Consider the following 16,309-nt stretch of genomic DNA (forward strand, 5'->3'; position numbering starts at 1 on the left):
GGGGTGCCGGTACAACGTGCGGCGAAGGGAGGGCGCCATGCGTCGTACCGTCGCCGTCACGATGACCGCGCTGGGGGTGTTCGCCGGCGCGGGCTGCGCGTCGCACAACGGGGGTGCGCGGCCCGTACCGTCGGCCACCCGGTCGTCGTCGGCCACCAGATCCGGGCCGTCGTCGGCCACCGCGTCGCCGTCGCCCTCCCCGACGACGGGACCGCCGCTGACCAGCGGGCCGATGCGCGCCCGGGACGGCCGCAACACCGCGGCGTGCGCGGACGGTACGTGCGAGGTGCTGGTCGAGGCGGGCACCTCGTTCCGGTTCGCCGACCGGAACGGCGGGGGCACGGTCACGGTCGACTCGGTGGGCGCGGCGGGCATCGACATCACGCTCGCCGCCGGGGTGAGCGGCGCGATCGGCTCGGGGCCGCGGCAGGGCCGGTTCGCCTCGCTCAACGACGTACGCTTCGAGGCCGTCGCGGTGCGCGGCGGCCTCGGCGTGCTGCGGCTGGTGCGCTCGTCCTGACCGCGGATCCGCCGCACGGTGGGCGATCCCGCCCGATCCGGGTACGGTGCGGCGAATGGTGCACGCGCCCCGGGTGCTCGGCCGGTACCCGGACTTCCGGCGGCTGTTCGCCGGCAACACGGTGTCGCTGCTGGGATCCAGCGTCACCCGCGTCGCGCTGCCGTTGACCGCCGTCGGCCTGCTCGACGCCTCCCCGGTACAGATGGGGTTGCTCGGCGCCGCCGCGCTGGTGCCGCATCTGGTGTTGGGGCTTCCCGCGGGCGTGTGGATCGGGCGCCTGCCGTACCGGCGGGTGCTGGTGCTCGCCGACGCCGCCCAGGCCGTACTGCTCGCCGCGGTGCCGGTGCTGGCGCTGACCGGCCTGCTCGCCATGTGGCAGCTGTACGTGGTGGTCCTGCTGGCCGGCGCGGGCAACCTGTTCGAGACCGTCACCGCGCAGTCGTTCACCCCGCACCTGGTGCCGCGGGAACGGTTGCTGCCGGCCAACAGCGCGCTGATGCTGAGCAACGCGACCGTCGACACCAGCGGGTCCGCGCTCGCCGGGCTGCTCGTGACGGCGCTCGGCGCGCCCGTCGCGATCGTCGCCGACGCGGTGTCGTTCGTGGTCGCGCTCGCCTGCAAGGCCCGCATCCGTACGCCCGGGCCGGTGCTCGCGCCGGTCGCCCCGCGGGCCTCGCTGCGCGCCGACGTCGTCGCCGGAATCCGTGCCATGGTCGGCGATCCCGTGCTTCGCGCGGTGACCCTCGCGGCCACCCTCGGCGCGTTCGGCGGCCAGCTCCAGGCCGTCGTCCTGCTCCTCTACCTGGTCCGTACGCTGCGGTTCGGCACCACGGCGGTCGGGTTGCTCGTCGCCGTCGCCGGTCTGGCCGGCATCCTCGGCGCGCTGCTCGCCACCCCGGTCACGCGCCGGCTCGGGCCTGGCCGCGCGTTCGTCGCCGGGATGGTACTGGCGGGCGTCGGTGGCCCGGTGCTCGCCGCCACCGCCGGCCCGCCCGCACTGCTCGTCGCCGTACCGGTGCTGGCACAACTGCTGCGCGGCACCGGTCCCGCGCTGTACGGCGTCAACCAGCAGACGGTGCGGCAGACGCTGACCCCGCCCGGGCTCCTCTCCCGCGTCAACGCCACCTGGCGCTTCCTCGTGTACGGCACGCAGCCGCTCGGCGCCCTCCTCGGCGGCGTACTCGGTGCCGCGGTCGGGCTGCGCGCCACGCTCGTCGTCAGCGGCGCCGTGATGCTCCTCGGCGCCGGGCTCGCCGCCGCGTCACCGCTGCGCCGCCGTACCGCCACCGAGGCACCGCGCAGCGACGCCGCCTGACGGAACCCTTGCGCCGCAACGCTTCCAGTGCACCGCGGTGCTGCTGTCGACCCGGTGCGGCCGGGCACCGCGGCGGCACGGACACGCGGCGGCCCGCGCCCGCCGGAGCGGTACGCGGGCCTCGCGCGAGGCGTACGGCTAGCTCCACTGGCCGGGGACGTAGTCGCCGGCCGGCTGCTGGGTGATGACGTTGAGCCGGTTGAACGCGTTGATCGCGGCGAGCGTGCAGACCAGCGCGGCGAGCTGCTCGTCGTCGTAGTGCTTGCGCAGGGTGGCCCACAGCTCGTCGCTGACTCCGCCTGCCGCGTCGGCGATCCGGGTACCCTGCTCGGCGAGTTCCAGGGCGGCGCGCTCGGCCTCGGTGAACACGGTGGCCTCGCGCCACGCGGCGACCAGGTGCAGCCGGATGTCGGTCTCGCCGGCCGCGGCGGCGTCCTTGGTGTGCATGTCGACGCAGTACCCGCAGCCGTTGATCTGGCTGGCGCGGATCTCGACCAGCAGCACGGTCGACTCGGGCAGGGACGAGTTGGCGACGGCACGCCCGGCGCCGATGAGACCCTTGACGAACTTGGTGGCGACGGGGTTCTCGAAGTAGTTCAGTCGTGCTTCCACGGTTCTTCTCCCTGCTCCAGCATGGTTGCCTTCACCGGATAGACACCGTGGCGGCGGACAGTGTGACAGCCCTGGCGGTGACTCCGGTCACCGCGCTGCGATCTCAGGCGGCGGGTGCCGCGCCGGGATCTCAGGCGGCGGCGGGTGCCGCGCCGGCCAGTCCGGCGAGCAGGTCGACCGGGTCCGGCGCCGGCCCGAACGGGTCGCGGTCCACCCGCCGACCCAGGTGGTACGCCAGCGCCGGCGCGAGCCCGTCCGGCGTGGTGACCCACGGGATCAGTCCGGCCCGGTCGAGCGCGCGGGCGTTGGCGCGCCCGTGCCCCGGGATGCACCGGTACGTGATCGCGGGGATGCCGGTGGCGAGCGCCTCCAGCGAGCTGAGCCCGCCGGCGTTCTGGATGACGATGTCGCAGGCGCGCAGCAGGGTCGGCATGTCGTCGACCCAGTCGAGCGCCACCACGTCGGGCCGGTCGGCGAGCCGGCGGCGCAGCGCGGGATGCCGGCCGCAGGCCACGACCGGGGTGGCGAGGCCGGTGGCGGCCACGTCCGCCGCCGTACCGGCCGGCTCGCCCAGCCCGAGCGAACCGGTGACCACCAGCGCGAGCCGCCCCGCCGGCAAACCGAACCGGCGGCGCGCCGCGGCCACCTCGTCCGGCCCGGTCGCCGGCCGGAACCGCGGGTCCATCGCCGGCCGCACCACCCGTACGCCGGTGGCGCCGAGCAGCCGCGCCGCCTCGGCCGTCGACTCGTGCAGGGCCAGGTGCGCGTCGACGCCGGCGCCGACCCACTGCGGGTGCACCGACAGGTCCGTCAGGTACGTCACCGCCGGTACGCCGAGCAGCCCGCGTCGCCGCAGCCGCCCCAGCGCCAGGCTCGCCAGCGGGTACGTGGACAGCACGGCCACCGTGTCGGACCGCACCGTACGCAGCAGCCGCCGGTCGGCGCCGGCGGTCAGCGCGGCCGTACCGGCGGAGAGCCAGGGGTGTTCCAGCGCGCCGATCAGCCACTGGTAGCTGCGCGGCGCCCGGCGCAGCTGCCACCGGTACCCGTTGCGTACCAGGTCGCCGGAGCGGGCCGGCAGCAGCCGACAGAAGTCGTACGTGTCGGTGTCGTAGCCGTGCGCGTGGAGCCGGCGGACCAGCTCCCGTGCGGCGCCGTCGTGCCCGGCGCCGACGCTGGCCGACACGACGACCACATGCCCGTTGCCTCGCATCCGGTGTCCCTTTCGCGGCGACCTGCCCGTTCGTCGGTCACCCTGCCGGTACCGGTCGCACGGCGGCTTGCCGGCGGGCGTACCGACGGCCGCGGGCGGGTGACGACCCGGTGACCCGGCCGCCGTCAGATGGCGCGAATCGTCGTTCCGCCCCGAATGGGCGACGGTGACCGTACCCACCGGCATCGCGTTCGTCGGCAAACAGCCTCATCAGGGCATATTTCACCCGTACGGGTGGCACGTTCGCACGCCCTGGCGGCGGCCGGACCGGACACTCCGGGGCACCGCGGGTGAGGCCGGTCCGTAGTCTGCGTGTCATGCGTGTACTTGCGGTCGTCGCGCACCCGGACGACGAGACGCTGTTCCTCGGCGGGGTTCTCGCCGGGCTTGCCGCGTCCGGCGCCGAGGTGTCGGTGCTCTCCGCGACCCTCGGGGAAGGCGCGCTGTGGCGGCCGGAGGACGGCGAGAAAGGCTGGGTACGCGCCGCCGAGCAGCGCAGCGACCAGTGGCGCGAGGCGTGCGCCCTGCTCGGCGCCCGGCGCACCATCCCGCTCGGTGGCGCCGGCCGCTGGCGCGACTACGGCCACGTGCCGGGGCCGTACAGTCCGGCGCGGGCGGACCGGGCCGAGCTGGCCGGCGCGATCCGTACCGTGGCCGCCGCGCTCGACCCGGACATCGTGCTGACCACCGGCGACCAGGGCATCACCCGCCACCCCGACCACATCGCCGTGCACGCCGCCGTCGCCGCCTGCAAGTTCCCCATCGTGCTCGCCGCCTGCCTGCCGATCCGGCAGGTACTGTTCGCCGAGCTGACCCTCGCCGAGGCCGGCCTCGCACCCGAACCGGTCGGGCTGGCCGGCGGCGGCGGGTTCCCGTTCGCCGTGCCGCTGCCGGACGCCGCGACCGCCGCCAAACAGGCCGCCTGCGACGTGTACTACCCGGGCCTCGGCACCGCGCCGCTGCGCGACCTCACCACCACCGGGTACGGCCGGGACGTGCTCGCCCTGCGCGCCATCTGGGACGAGACGGACTGGACCGTCGAATGGTTCGAGAACCACGGCACCCGGCGCGGCACCCGGCTGCTCGCCCGCTGGACCACCGCCGCGGAGATCGCGCACGCCGACTGACCCGGCCGGGGTAACACGATCGGGCGGTCCGGCGTCCCGGTTCGGACGACTGTGCCGGTCCGGCGGGGGCGCGGAACGCGGCGCGGGCGGACAGTGAGGAAGGTCGACTTCCGCCCGCCATGGGTACGTCGACCGCACCGTGACAGCCCCGACGATCCGAGGTACCGATGCGCCGGCACCCGCGTACGCCGCGCCCCGGCCTTGCCGCCGCGACCGTACTCGGTGCTGCCGTCGCCGTCGCCCTGACCGTCCCGCCCGCCTCGCCGTACGCGCTCCTGCCGACCGCCGCCCCCGGTACGGGCCGCGCCGCGGCGCCCGCCGTCGTCCCGGCCCCGGCCGCGCCGTCCCGTTCGTCCCCCGCCCCGTCGGCCAGCCCCGGCACCCCCGCACGCGGCGCACCCGGTACCAGAGAGGAGGGCGCGGCACCGTCGGCGTCGAGCCCGCCGCAGACCTTCGCCGGGGCACCGGTCGCCGCCCGGGCCACCCACCCGCCGTCCCCCAGCCCGTCGCCGTCGTCCAGCCCGCCCAAGCCACCGCCCCCGCCGAAGCACTCGGCCGCCAAGCATCCCGCCGCGAAGCACCCGGCTGCGCCCAAGCATCCGGCCGCGAAGCATCCGGCCGCACCGAAGCACCCCGCGGCGCCGAAGCACCCGGCCGAGAAGCACCCCGCCGCGAAGCACCCGGCTGCGCCCAAGCATCCGGCCGCGAAGCACCCGGCCGCGAAGCGCCCCGCGGCGCCGAAGCACCCGGCCGCGAAGCACCCGGCTGCACCGAAGGGTCCGGCCGCACCGAAGGCGAAGCAACCCGCCGCGGCGAAGCCGAGCCCGTCGGCGTCGGGGCCGCCGACCACGGCCGGTACGGCGAAGTCGAGCGCACCGGCAGCCCCGCCCACCGTGTCCGCGCCGGCCAAGCCGAGCCCGTCGACGGCGCCCGCTTCCCCGAGGCCGAGCCCGTCGGCGTCGAGTCCGTCGAAGGCGTCGAGTCCGGCGAAGCCGAGTCCGTCGACGGCGCCCGCCTCGCCCAAGCCAAGTCCCTCGAATGCGCCAGGCTCACCGAAGCCGAGCCCGTCGGCGTCCAGTCCGGGTAGGCCGAGCCCGTCGGCGTCCAGTCCGGGGAAGCCGAGCCCGTCGTCCTCGTCGCCAGGTACGCCCGCGTCGCCGAGTCCGTCGTCCCCGTCGCCGAGTGCGTCCGCGTCGTCGGGTCCGCCGTCGCATCCCGCGTCGCCGTCGCCGTCCGGGTCGCACGCGCGGCCGACCTCGCCGGCGCCGTCGCACCCGCGTACGACGACGCACCGGCCGCCGGCGCACCATGGCGGCGCGCCGGCCCGGCACGGTACGGCGTCGCCGGCGAACCCGGGCGGCGGACTCGGGAGTACGGGATGGGGGAGCGGGTTGCCGCGGGAGCAGGCGCCGTGGGTGACCGGGGACGGGCCGTCGGCGCCGTACACCGGGTATGTGCCGCCGGCGGGCTGGTTCGGGACCTGCCCGGCGGGGCGCGGGCCGGGCAGCCTCGCCGCGGCGGGGGTGACGCCGGAGATGATGGCGAACGCGGAGACGATCGTGTCGGTGGGCGAGCTGATGGGCCTCCCCACCCGGGCGTACGTGGTGGCGGTGGCGACGGCGCTGGAGGAGTCGGGCCTGCGCAACCTGCCGTACGGGGACCGCGACTCGCTCGGACTGTTCCAGCAGCGGCCGTCGCAGGGCTGGGGTGACCCGGCGGAGATCATGGACCCGGCGGCGTCGGCGGCGACCTTCTACGCCCGGCTCACGGCCGTGCCCGGCTGGCGCATCATGCCACTGACCCGGGCGGCGCAGGCGGTGCAGCGTTCCGCGTACCCGCTGGCGTACGCGCCGCTGGAGCCGCTGGCGACCGCGATCGTGGACCGGATCACCGCGGTGTGCACCCGCCAGCGGCTCACCTCGAACGCCGGCGCGGCGGCGGTCGTCGCGGCGGCCGCGTCGCAGCTCGGCGTGCCGTACGTGTTCGCGGGCGGGGACACGCGGGGCCCGACCCTCGGTACGACGCCCGGTGTCGGCTTCGACTGCTCCGGCCTCGCCCTGTACGCCTGGGCGCACGTGCACGTCGACCTGCCGCACTCGTCCGAGGCACAGTACGCGATGGGGACGCCGGTGCCGCGCAACCGGCTGCGCCCGGGCGACCTGGTCTTCTTCCACACCGAGGGCCCGCCCGGCGACGCCTCGCACGTCGGCGTGTACCTCGGTGACGGCCGGATGATCGCCGCGCCGGACGTCGGCCAGACCGTCACCATCCAGTCGATCGACACGCCGTACTTCACGACGCGCTGGCTGGGCGCCCGCCGCTACTGAGGGCCGGGTCAGCGGCTCTGCCGGGCGCGGAACGTGCGCCGGTACGGCGTCGGTTCCACGCCCACCAGCCGGGTGAAGTGGTGGCGCAGGTTGGCTTCGCTGCCGAGACCGCACTCGTCGGCGATACGGCCGAGCGGTTCGCTGGTGGACTCCAGCAGGGTCCGCGCCCGCTGTACGCGCTGGGTCAGCAGCCAGCGCAGCGGCGCGGTGCCGGTGGCCGCCCGGAACCGGCGGATCAGGGTGCGCGGCGTGAGGTGTTCGTGCCGGGCGAGGTCGGCGATGGTGAGCGGTTCGTGCAGGTGCGCGAGCGCCCAGTCGAGCAGCGGCGCGAGGCTGTCGTCGTCGCGGGCCGGCACCGGCGCCTCGACGTACTGTGCCTGGCCGCCGGTCCGGTGCGGCGGGGTGACGAGGCGCCGGGCGAGGAGGTTGGCGATCTCGGCGCCGAGGTCGAGCCGGACGAGGTGCAGGCAGAGGTCCATGCCGGCGGCGGTGCCCGCGCTGGTGAGGACGTCGCCCTCGTCGACGTACAGGGCGGTCTCGTCGACGGTGACGGCCGGGTACCGCGTGGCGAGGGTGCGGGCGTGCATCCAGTGCGTGGTGGCGCGCCGGCCGTCGAGCAGCCCGGCCTCGGCGAGTACGAACGCGCCGGTGCACAGCGACACGATCCGGGCGCCGGCCTCGTACGCGGTGCGGACGGCGGCGACGAGCCCGGGCGGTTGCGGTACGCGCGGGTCGGCGCAGGCCGGCACGATCACGGTGTCGGCGGCGGCCAGCTCGGCCAGCCCGTACCCGGTGTCGACGAGGAAGCCCCCACCGGTACGGGTGCGGCCGGGATCGGCGGAGCAGACCCGGAAGTCGTAGTGCCAGGGGTCGGCGATGTCGGGGCGGGGCCGGCCGAACACCTCGCAGGGCACGGCGGCCTCGTAGATCGGGACCTGGTCGGCGACGGCCAGGGCGACCCGGTGACGCGTCATGGCAAGATTTTAGCTCTTAATGGCATTGTTGCCACTCGTTCCGGGGCCGTGCCGCCGGGATCGTGGTGGGCGTGACCGACACCGCCCGCCGCTGGGCCGTCCTGGCCGTGGTCTCCGCCGCGCAGTTCCTCGCCATCCTCGACCTGTGGGTGGTCAACATCGCGCTGCCCGCGCTCGGGCGTGACTTCGCGCCGGCCGGACTGGCGCAGGTGTCCTGGATCCTCAACGGATACACGATCGTGCTCGCCGCGCTGCTGGTGCCCGCCGGCCAGCTCGCCGACTCGTACGGTCGGCGTCGCGCGTTCCTCGCCGGGCTCGCCGTGTTCGGCGCCGCGTCGCTGGGCTGCGCGCTCGCCCCCGACCTCCCCGTACTCGTGGCCTGCCGGGTGGTGCAGGCGGTCGGCGCCGCCGTCGTCCTGCCCACGTCGCTCGGCCTGGCTCTCGCCGCGTTCCCGGCGCGGCAACGCGGCGCGGCCGTCGGTACGTGGGCGGCCGTCGGTGCCGTCGCCGCCGGCAGCGGCCCGGTACTCGGCGGCCTGCTGGTCGCGGGGAGCTGGCGCTGGATCTTCCTCGTCGGCGTACCGCTGGCGCTGGCGGCGCTGGTCGCCGGCCGCGCCGTGCTGCCGCGTACCGAGGTGGTGCGGGCGGGGCGCCTCGACGTCCGCGGCGTCCTGCTGGCGCTCGGCGCGACCGGCCTGACCTGTACTGCGCTGACCGAGGCCGCGGCCTGGCCGCCCGCGCTGGTGGCGCCGCTGCTCGCCGGTGGGCTCGGGCTGGCCGGCGCGTTCGCGGTGCACCTGCGCCGGCACCCGGACCCGGTCGTACCGCCGCGGTTGTTCGCCGTGCGGGCGTTCCGGACCGGTGTGCTCGGCGTCGCCGCGTACTACCTGGGTTTCGCCACGCTGCTGCTCGGCACCACGCTGCTGCTGACCGGCCCCTGGCACTGGTCGGTCCTGCGCGCCGCGGCCGGCATCGCGCCCGGCCCGCTGGTCGCCGGCCTGGTGTCGCCGGTCGCCGGCCGGCTGCTGGCCCGTACCGGTCGCCGCGGCGCGATCCTCGTCGGCGCCCCGCTGTTCGCGCTGGCGGGCGTCGTACCGCTGGTGGCCGGCGGCACCACGTACGCGGTGGTGGTGCTGCCGAGCATGGTGCTGTGGGGCGTGGCCAACGGGTTCCTGCAACCCGCGCTGTTCGCCACCGCCGGGGTGGTACCGCCCGGCGACCTCGCCGTGGGCTCCGCCGTCCTGGCCACCGCCCGGCAGCTCGGCTCGGCGGTGGGCGTGGCGCTGCTCGTCGCCGTACTCGGCGCCCGCCCCGCGGCCTTCGGGTACGCGTGGCTCGTCGTCGTCGGCACCGCCGTGCTCACCGCGGCGACCGCGATCCCCGTCCCCGACCGTGCCGCGTCTCGTGTGCGGCCGTCCGAAGGAGCTACCCGATGACCGTCCCCGAGATCCTCACGTACGGCGCGGCGGAGGCCGCCCGGCGGCTGCGCGACCGCGAGCTGACCAGTACCGAGCTGGTCGGGGCGGTGCTGGAGCGCATCGCCGAGGTCGACCCGGCGGTGAACGCGGTGCGCCAGGTCCTCGCCGACGACGCGCTGCGTGCGGCGGCGGCCGCGGACCGGCGGCTCGCGGCGGGGCTGCCGGCCGGGCCGCTGGACGGCGTTCCGGTGACGGTGAAGGACAACGTCGACGTGGCGGGTTCGGCGACGACCTGTGGCGCGGCGGCGCTGGCCGACGCCGTCGCGTACGCCGATGCGCCGGTGGTGGCGAACCTGCGGCGGGCCGGCGCGATTCCGTTGGCGCGCACCACGATGCCGGACTTCGCGCTGCGCTGGCACACCGACTCCGGTCTCACCGGCGCCACCGTCAACCCGTGGGACGCGGCGCTCACCCCGGGCGGGTCCAGCGGTGGCGAGGCGGTCGCGCTGGCGACCGGGATGAGCGTGCTGGGCGTCGGCAACGACCTGGGCGGCTCGCTCCGGTTCCCGTCGATGTGCGCCGGTACGGTCGCGCTGCGCCCGACGCTCGGCCGCATCCCGCAGGCGACGGCGACCGTACCGGCGATGAGTCTCCAGCTCATCGAGGTGCCGGGGCCGATGGCGCGGCGGGTCGCCGACCTGTGGCCGGCGTTCGCGGCGATGACCGCACCCGACCCGCGCGACCCCTGGTACGTGCCGGTGCCGGCGGACCACGCGCCGGAGGCGCCGCGCCGGATCGGTGTCGTCCGCGAGATGCCCGGCGTGCCGTACGACCCGGGCGTGGCGGCGGCGCTGGACCGGGCGGCCGGCGCGCTCGCCGCCGACGGGTACGAGGTGCTCGACGTGGCGCCGCCCGCGCTGGCCGACGCGGCGGAGACCTGGGCCCGGCTGATGGCGACCGACGCGCGGCGTACCTGGCCCGCGGTGGAACACCTCGCCGCGAAGGACGCGCGCCGGTTCATGGACCTGGTGTTCGAGCTGGTACCGCGGCTGGACCTGGACGGCTACGCGGAACTGTTCACCACCCGGCACCGGATCGCCCGCGCCTGGGCCGAGCACCAGCGCCGGACACCGCTCGTCCTCGCCCCGGTGTACGCCCGGCCGCTGTTCCGGGCGGGTACCGACGTCGACGGTCCGGACGCGGCGGACGCGGTGATCAGCGGGCTGCGCGCCACGGTCGCGGTCAACCTGCTCGGCCTGCCCGCGGTCGCCGTACCGGTCGGCCCGGTCGAGGTCGTACCGCGGGGCGTGCAGGTGATCGGCCCGCGGTTCGGTGAACGGCACTGCCTGGCCGCGGTGGCGGTGATCGAGGCGGCGCACCCGGTCCGGACCCCGGTCGATCCGGCCGCCGGGGCCGGGTCCGCAAGGTGGACCTCCGCCGACCCGGCCGCCATGGGACCGGTCGGCCGGGGCGACCCCGCTGAACCCGGCCGGCGCCGCCGAACCGGGGCGGCGCACCCGGTCCGGACGCCGGTCGATCCGCGCCCGCCGGCCCCGGATCAGGTGCGGTGAGCGCGGGTGCGGCCGTGCAGCACGATCATGCCGTCGTCGCCGTACGCGGGCAGGGTCTCGTCGCGCGGCACGACCGTCACCACGCACTCCCGGGTGAGCGGCGCGAACACCTCGGCCACGGTGTCGGCGTCGACCGGCAGGCCCGGCCACGTCGACCCGTCGCCGAGGGAGTACGTCGGCATGCCGTTCATGAACGCGGCGACGAGGTGCCCGCCGGGGCGTACCGCGGCGGCGAACGCACCGCACAGCGCGCGGAACTCGGCCGGGTCGGTGGTCACGCTCTCCGCGACGAAGTGCATCGACGCCAGGTCGTACCCGGCGCCGACGGCACTGGTGAGGTCGGCGTGCCGGACCCGTACCCGGGACAGCGCGGTGGGCAGGTCGGGCAGGTCCGGGTTGTGCCGCCGGCACTCGTCGTGGAACGCCGCCCAGCTCGGGTCGGCCCCGCCGGTGACCTGCGCCCGCAGGTACGCGACGTTCGCGGCGCTGGTCTCGACGGCGTCGATGTGCCGGCTGGCCGCGGACGCGAGCATCAGCGGGTACAGGTTCGGCCCGGCGCCCAGCTCGACGGTGCGGTCCAGCGACCCGGCGGGGATCCGCCGGTAGTACGCGGAGTGCGCGGCGATGACGGCGGCGTCGCTGGGGTGCACGACCCGGTAGTTCTCCGCCAGGTACGTGGTGACCGGCCAGCGGTCCCAGTCGGCGTCCGCGTTGCGCGTCACGGCGCCGGGTACCGCTGGTCGAGGGCGGTCAGGGTGTCGGTGAGCCGGTCGATCTCGGCGTCCGTGTTGGCCGCCGTGACCTGGATCCGTACGCCGGCCTCGGCCCGCGGCACCAGCGGGTACGGCGCGAGCGTCACGTACACGCCGCGGTCCCACAGGAACCGGCCGATCTCGGCGACGTCGCCGCGGTCGCCGAGCGGCAGCTCGACGATCGGCAGCCCGCTGGTGTTCGGCGTGCTGAGGCCGAGCCCGTGCACGTGGTGCAGCACCCGGGCGGTCTTGCGGGCTAGGTCGGCGCGGATCGCGTCGCCGCGGCGTTCGTTGACGTCCAGCCCGGCCAGTACGGTGGCCAGCGAGGCGGTCGGTGAGGGCCCCGAGTACAGGTACGGCGCGGCGGCGACCTTCAGGTGTTCCTTCAGTTCGGTCGGCAGCGCCAGGAACGCCGCGAGCGACGAGTACGCCTTGGAGAACCCGCCGACCAGGACCACCCCGTCGTACGTGCCGCCGAGGTGCCGCACCACCGCGTTCCCGCGCATCCCGTACGGCGAGGTCTCGTCCGTGCGGCGCTCGCCGACCAGGCCGAAGCCGTGCGCGTCGTCGACGTACAGCAGGGCGCCGGCGGCGCGGCACACGTCCGCGAGTACCGGCAGGTCGGGGACGTTGCCGGTCATCGAGTTGACGCCGTCCAGGCACACGAGCCGCGGCCCGGCGCCGTCGTCGCGCAGCATCGCGGCCAGCGCGTCCGGCTCCTCGGCGCGGAACCGCCGCAACGTCGCCCCGTACGCGGTGGCGGCCCGCGCGCCGTCGTAGATGGAGCGGTGCGCGCGGGCCTCGACGTACACGGTGCCGTTCTCGGCGAGGACCGGGATGACGGCCGAGTGGATCAGCGTGATCGTGGGCAGTACCAGGGTGTCCGGGGCGCCGAGCAGGTCGGTGAGCCGGTCCTCGATCTCCACGTACGGCCGGGGGCTGCCGAGCAGCCGCGACCAGCTCGGGTGCGTACCCCAGCGGCGGACCAGCGGCCCGATCGCGTCCTGGATCTCCGCGTCGAGGTCGAAGCCCAGGTAGTTGCAGGAGGCGAAGTCGACGAGCCAGTGGTCGCCGACGCGCAGTTCCCGGCCCCGGATCTCGTCGATGACCGCGTCGCTCATCGGATGCCGCGCGAGCAGGTGCTCCAGCTCCGTCCAGCGGGTGGTGGCCGTCCCGGTCATCGTCACCGTCCTCCCTCGTGGGTATCCGTGACCCGCCATGATGGCCCGTACGTCATCGATGGGCTACCCCCTGTTGGTAGTACGCAGCAGGTCGGCGACCTCCTCCGGCGGCAGCGGACGCGAGTACAGGTAGCCCTGGCCGTACCGGCAGCCGATGTCGGCGAGCAGGTCGCGCTGCTCCGCGGACTCGATGCCCTCGGCCACCGCGGACAGCCCGAGTGTCGCGGCGATCCGGACGATGCCGTCGGTCAGCCGCAGGTCCGCCGGCGAGCGCGCGATGTCCCGGACGAACGACTTGTCGATCTTGATCATGTCGATCGGCAGCTCGCGCAGGTAGCTGAGCGACGAGTACCCGGTGCCGAAGTCGTCGATGGCCAGGCCGACGCCGAGTTCCTTGAGCGCCAACAGATCCGCCTCGATGTTCTCGTCCCGGCCCATCAGGATGCTCTCGGTCAGTTCCAGCAGCAGCGCGCCCGGCGGCAGGCCGCTGGACGCCAGCGCGTCGCGTACCAGGTCGACGAAGCCCGGCTCGCGCAGCTGCCGCGCGGACATGTTGACGCTGACCCGCAGCTCGCCGCCCGCCGCGTCGGTCGCGCGCCAGGCGGCCAGGTCGCGCGTCGCCGACTCCAGTACCCAGGCGCCGAGCTGCACGATGTGCCCGGTCTCCTCGGCCAGCGCGATGAACCGGTCCGGCAGCAGGACGCCGTGCTGGCTGGTCGGCCAGCGCGCCAGCGCCTCCAGCCCGACGATCCGGCCCGTCGACAGCTCCACGATCGGCTGGTACCGCAGGCGGAACTCGGCGCCCTGCACGGCCTCCTCCAGGCTCAGCTGCAACGCGCGGCGCTCCATCATGCCTGTGTGCAGGTGCGGCTGGAACCGGCACCACTGGCGGCGGCCGGCGGCCTTCGCCGCGTACAGCGCCAGGTCGGCGTGCCGTAGCAGGTCGTCGCCCGTCTCCGACTCCAGCGAGGTCGCCACGCCGATGCTGGCCGACGTCCGCGTCACGCCGCCACCCAGCCGGAACGGGGTGCTCAACGTACGCGTGAGCTGCTCGGCGAGACGTTCGACGTCGGCGACCGTACCGACGTCCTCGGCGAGCAGCGCGAACTCGTCGCCGCCCAGCCGCGCCGGGGTGTCCGAGTCGCGTACCGAGCCGGACAGCCGTGCCGCGACCGTGGTCAGCAGCTCGTCGCCGACCGGGTGCCCCATCGTGTCGTTGACGACCTTGAAGTCGTCCAGGTCGATCAGCAGCACCGCCACCAGCTTCCCGGTACGCCGGGCCCGGGTCAGCGCGTGCTCCACCCGGTCGGTGAACAGCACGCGGTTCGGCAGCCCGGTCAGCGCGTCGTGGAACGCGCGGTGCGACAGTTCGCGCTCCAGTTCGCGCTGCGCCGTCACGTCCCGCAGCGTCAACACCAGCCCGTGTACGGTCGGGTCGCGCCGCAGGTCGGAGTACCGGACCTCGACGTGCGCGGCGGCGTCGTCGCGGGACCGCAGCCGCCACTCGTCCTGCCCGTCGCCGGCGACCCGGCGCATCTCCTGAAGCGACGCGCGGACCCGGTCCCGGTCGCCGGGCAGCACCAGCTCCGGGAACCGCGTACCGAGGACGGGGCGGTGGTCGAACATGCTCGCCGCGGACGGGCTGGCGTACCGGACGGTGTCGTCGTCCTCGACGATGAGGATCACGTCGAACGCGTTGTGCACCAACGTCCGGAAGTACGCCTCGCTGTTGCGGCGGCCGACCTCCTCGGCCAGCGCGACCCGTTCGACCGCGAGCGCCACCTGCGCGGCCAATGTGATCAGCGAGTCCCAGGCGCCGCTCAGCGCGCGCTTGTCCGCGGCGACCAGCAGCAGCCCCGCCGGCCGGTCCCCGGACGTACGGTGCGTCGCCAGCGGGTACGCCAGGACGGCGGGGAACTCGGCGAACCGGGCGGCGAGCGGGCCGCCCAGGTCGGTCACCGGCATGATCCGGCCCGGCTGCCGCCCGAGCAGTACCTCGCGGGCCGGTCCGGTCACGTCGACCGACCAGGCCGGGCCGGTGCCCTCGGTGACCTCGGCGACCAGGTCGCCGTGCCGCAGCGCGAGCAGCGCCCGGCGCGGGCTCGCCGCGGGCAGCAGCGACCCCACCGCGTACCGGAGTTCGGCGACGATCTGGTCGTAGTCCACCGCGGACACCAGCGCCGCGGCCGACTGGCGCAGCACGCGCTCGCGTTCGACGGCCTGCCGGTGCGTACCGACCACGCCGGCCAGCCGGGTGATGACCAGCGCGAACAGCACCATCGAGAACACGCCGATGACCAGCGCGTCCGTCGGCCTGCCGCGGAGGGACTCGGCCACGAGGACGGCGGGCGGGATCAGGGACGCGGTGCCGATCAGGACGAGCCGGGTCACCGGCATCGGGATCGTCCGGCTCGGCCGTACCGGTTCGGTCAGCCCGCGCATCGCCGGGTGCAGCGCCGCCAGTCCCCACGCCCAGTAGAAGACGAGCCAGCCGAGGTCGACGACGGTACCGAGGCGCCAGTGCCCGTGCAGCTGGATCAGCCCGTACCAGACGTCGGAGTACAGGATGCCGACGGTGCCGATGCCGAGCAGCCGTACCGACGCGTTGCGGATGCCGTCGCCGCTGAACACCAGCCGGGCCAGCATCGCCAGCATCAGCACGTCACCCAGCGGGTACGCGATGGAGGTGACCTTGGTGGTCCAGGTGCCGATGCCGGCGTTCGGCTGGATGAGGAAGATCCAGGACAGGACGGCGACGCCGGCGGTGACGATCAGCGCGTCGAGCAGGCCGCCGCGGTCCTTGCCGGTGCGGTACCGGACGAAGCCGTACAGGCCGGCGGCGAACAGCGGATACGTGGCCAGGTACTGCGCGTCGGCGACGGACGGGTACGGGTTGGTCCGGCCGAGCACGGACACCATCACGTTGTACGTGGTGTCGCCGGCGGTGTAGGCGAGGTTGGCGGCGCCGAGGAGCACCCAGGGGAGGATGTGCGCGGGGCGGTTGCGGGCCACGCCGGCCGCGATGGCGGCGACGCAGGTCAGCCCGATCAGGCCCCAGGCGACCAGGTGGAACGACGGGTGCGCGAAGTACGCGACCGCGAGCAGCACCATCCAGCCCGTGTACCCGGCGCTGATTCGCCAGGGCAGGGCCGACCGTGGCCGCATGCGGGATACCTGCCGTTCCGAGACCGTCCGTACCGCCCGCCGGTGCGGGCGTCACCCTCCGTACGGAAAGTACGCCCCGGGCGACGGGTACGACAGCAAGACGGCGCCTCACCGCCGGTACGGCAGGCGCGGAC

At 75.2% G+C, this 16,309-nt stretch carries 12 protein-coding genes; 6 read left to right on the forward strand and 6 right to left on the reverse strand.

Annotated features, from left to right (window positions below):
• Positions 1–37: 37 nt before the first annotated feature.
• Complete coding sequence (locus Aru02nite_RS09545; protein ID WP_203656742.1) at positions 38–520, forward strand: hypothetical protein; 483 nt, start codon at positions 38–40, stop codon at positions 518–520.
• Positions 521–575: 55 nt separating this feature from the next.
• Positions 576–1,835 (forward strand): MFS transporter, encoded by a 1,260-nt coding sequence (locus Aru02nite_RS09550; protein ID WP_203656745.1) that lies wholly within the window; start codon positions 576–578, stop codon positions 1,833–1,835.
• A 138-nt stretch (positions 1,836–1,973) separates the two neighbouring features.
• On the opposite strand, the gene Aru02nite_RS09555 is transcribed toward Aru02nite_RS09550, so the two are convergent.
• Both Aru02nite_RS09555 and Aru02nite_RS09560 read right to left on the reverse strand, forming a co-directional pair.
• Entirely contained in the window at positions 1,974–2,447 is a 474-nt protein-coding gene (locus Aru02nite_RS09555; RefSeq protein ID WP_203656746.1) for a carboxymuconolactone decarboxylase family protein, read from the reverse strand.
• A gap of 130 nt (positions 2,448–2,577) precedes the next feature.
• Positions 2,578–3,660, reverse strand: coding sequence for an MGDG synthase family glycosyltransferase (locus tag Aru02nite_RS09560; RefSeq protein WP_203656748.1), 1,083 nt, complete (start codon positions 3,658–3,660; stop codon positions 2,578–2,580).
• Positions 3,661–3,977: 317 nt separating this feature from the next.
• Here Aru02nite_RS09560 and Aru02nite_RS09565 point away from each other — a divergent pair, with 317 nt between their 5' ends.
• Together Aru02nite_RS09565 and Aru02nite_RS09570 are read left to right on the forward strand one after the other, a co-directional pair.
• Positions 3,978–4,787, forward strand: coding sequence for a PIG-L deacetylase family protein (locus Aru02nite_RS09565; RefSeq protein WP_203656757.1), 810 nt, complete (start codon positions 3,978–3,980; stop codon positions 4,785–4,787).
• A gap of 1,391 nt (positions 4,788–6,178) precedes the next feature.
• Positions 6,179–7,114: a C40 family peptidase gene (locus tag Aru02nite_RS09570; RefSeq protein WP_203656759.1), complete on the forward strand. Its 936-nt coding sequence runs from the start codon at positions 6,179–6,181 to the stop codon at positions 7,112–7,114.
• Between the two features lie 8 nt (positions 7,115–7,122).
• On the opposite strand, the gene Aru02nite_RS09575 is transcribed toward Aru02nite_RS09570, so the two are convergent.
• Positions 7,123–8,088 carry a DJ-1/PfpI family protein gene (locus tag Aru02nite_RS09575; RefSeq protein WP_203656761.1) on the reverse strand — a complete coding sequence of 322 codons (966 nt, stop codon included), beginning with the start codon at positions 8,086–8,088 and terminating at the stop codon, positions 7,123–7,125.
• 71 nt (positions 8,089–8,159) lie between these two features.
• Here Aru02nite_RS09575 and Aru02nite_RS09580 point away from each other — a divergent pair, with 71 nt between their 5' ends.
• Positions 8,160–9,524: an MFS transporter gene (locus Aru02nite_RS09580; RefSeq protein WP_203656763.1), complete on the forward strand. Its 1,365-nt coding sequence runs from the start codon at positions 8,160–8,162 to the stop codon at positions 9,522–9,524.
• On the forward strand, positions 9,521–11,077 hold the full coding sequence (locus Aru02nite_RS09585) for an amidase (protein WP_203656772.1): 1,557 nt from the start codon (positions 9,521–9,523) through the stop codon (positions 11,075–11,077). The genes Aru02nite_RS09580 and Aru02nite_RS09585 overlap by 4 nt, the downstream gene beginning before the upstream one ends.
• Here the strand turns inward: Aru02nite_RS09585 and Aru02nite_RS09590 are convergent.
• From Aru02nite_RS09590 to Aru02nite_RS09600, 3 genes are all read right to left on the reverse strand, one after another.
• Positions 11,065–11,799 (reverse strand): class I SAM-dependent methyltransferase, encoded by a 735-nt coding sequence (locus Aru02nite_RS09590; RefSeq protein WP_203656774.1) that lies wholly within the window; start codon positions 11,797–11,799, stop codon positions 11,065–11,067. The genes Aru02nite_RS09585 and Aru02nite_RS09590 overlap by 13 nt on opposite strands.
• Positions 11,796–13,010 carry an aminotransferase class I/II-fold pyridoxal phosphate-dependent enzyme gene (locus tag Aru02nite_RS09595; RefSeq protein WP_203657011.1) on the reverse strand — a complete coding sequence of 405 codons (1,215 nt, stop codon included), beginning with the start codon at positions 13,008–13,010 and terminating at the stop codon, positions 11,796–11,798. The genes Aru02nite_RS09590 and Aru02nite_RS09595 overlap by 4 nt, the downstream gene beginning before the upstream one ends.
• Positions 13,011–13,073: 63 nt before the next feature.
• A complete protein-coding gene (locus Aru02nite_RS09600) occupies positions 13,074–16,175 on the reverse strand; it encodes a putative bifunctional diguanylate cyclase/phosphodiesterase (protein ID WP_203656776.1) in 3,102 nt (1,033 codons plus the stop codon).
• Positions 16,176–16,309: the final 134 nt, after the last annotated feature.

The sequence above is a fragment of the Actinocatenispora rupis genome (assembly GCF_016861975.1).
In the GTDB taxonomy this organism is placed as follows: Bacteria; Actinomycetota; Actinomycetes; order Mycobacteriales; family Micromonosporaceae; genus Actinocatenispora; species Actinocatenispora rupis.

Excerpts from the sequence above, each read along its gene's own strand:
- Aru02nite_RS09545 (WP_203656742.1), top strand. The coding sequence starts at position 38 with ATGCGTCGTACCGTCGCCGTCACGATGACCGCGCTGGGGGTGTTCGCC.
- Aru02nite_RS09550 (WP_203656745.1), top strand. The coding sequence starts at position 576 with ATGGTGCACGCGCCCCGGGTGCTCGGCCGGTACCCGGACTTCCGGCGG.
- Aru02nite_RS09560 (WP_203656748.1), bottom strand. The coding sequence starts at position 3,660 with ATGCGAGGCAACGGGCATGTGGTCGTCGTGTCGGCCAGCGTCGGCGCC.
- Aru02nite_RS09565 (WP_203656757.1), top strand. The coding sequence starts at position 3,978 with ATGCGTGTACTTGCGGTCGTCGCGCACCCGGACGACGAGACGCTGTTC.
- Aru02nite_RS09575 (WP_203656761.1), bottom strand. The coding sequence starts at position 8,088 with ATGACGCGTCACCGGGTCGCCCTGGCCGTCGCCGACCAGGTCCCGATC.
- Aru02nite_RS09585 (WP_203656772.1), top strand. The coding sequence starts at position 9,521 with ATGACCGTCCCCGAGATCCTCACGTACGGCGCGGCGGAGGCCGCCCGG.
- Aru02nite_RS09595 (WP_203657011.1), bottom strand. The coding sequence starts at position 13,010 with ATGACCGGGACGGCCACCACCCGCTGGACGGAGCTGGAGCACCTGCTC.
- Aru02nite_RS09600 (WP_203656776.1), bottom strand. The coding sequence starts at position 16,175 with ATGCGGCCACGGTCGGCCCTGCCCTGGCGAATCAGCGCCGGGTACACG.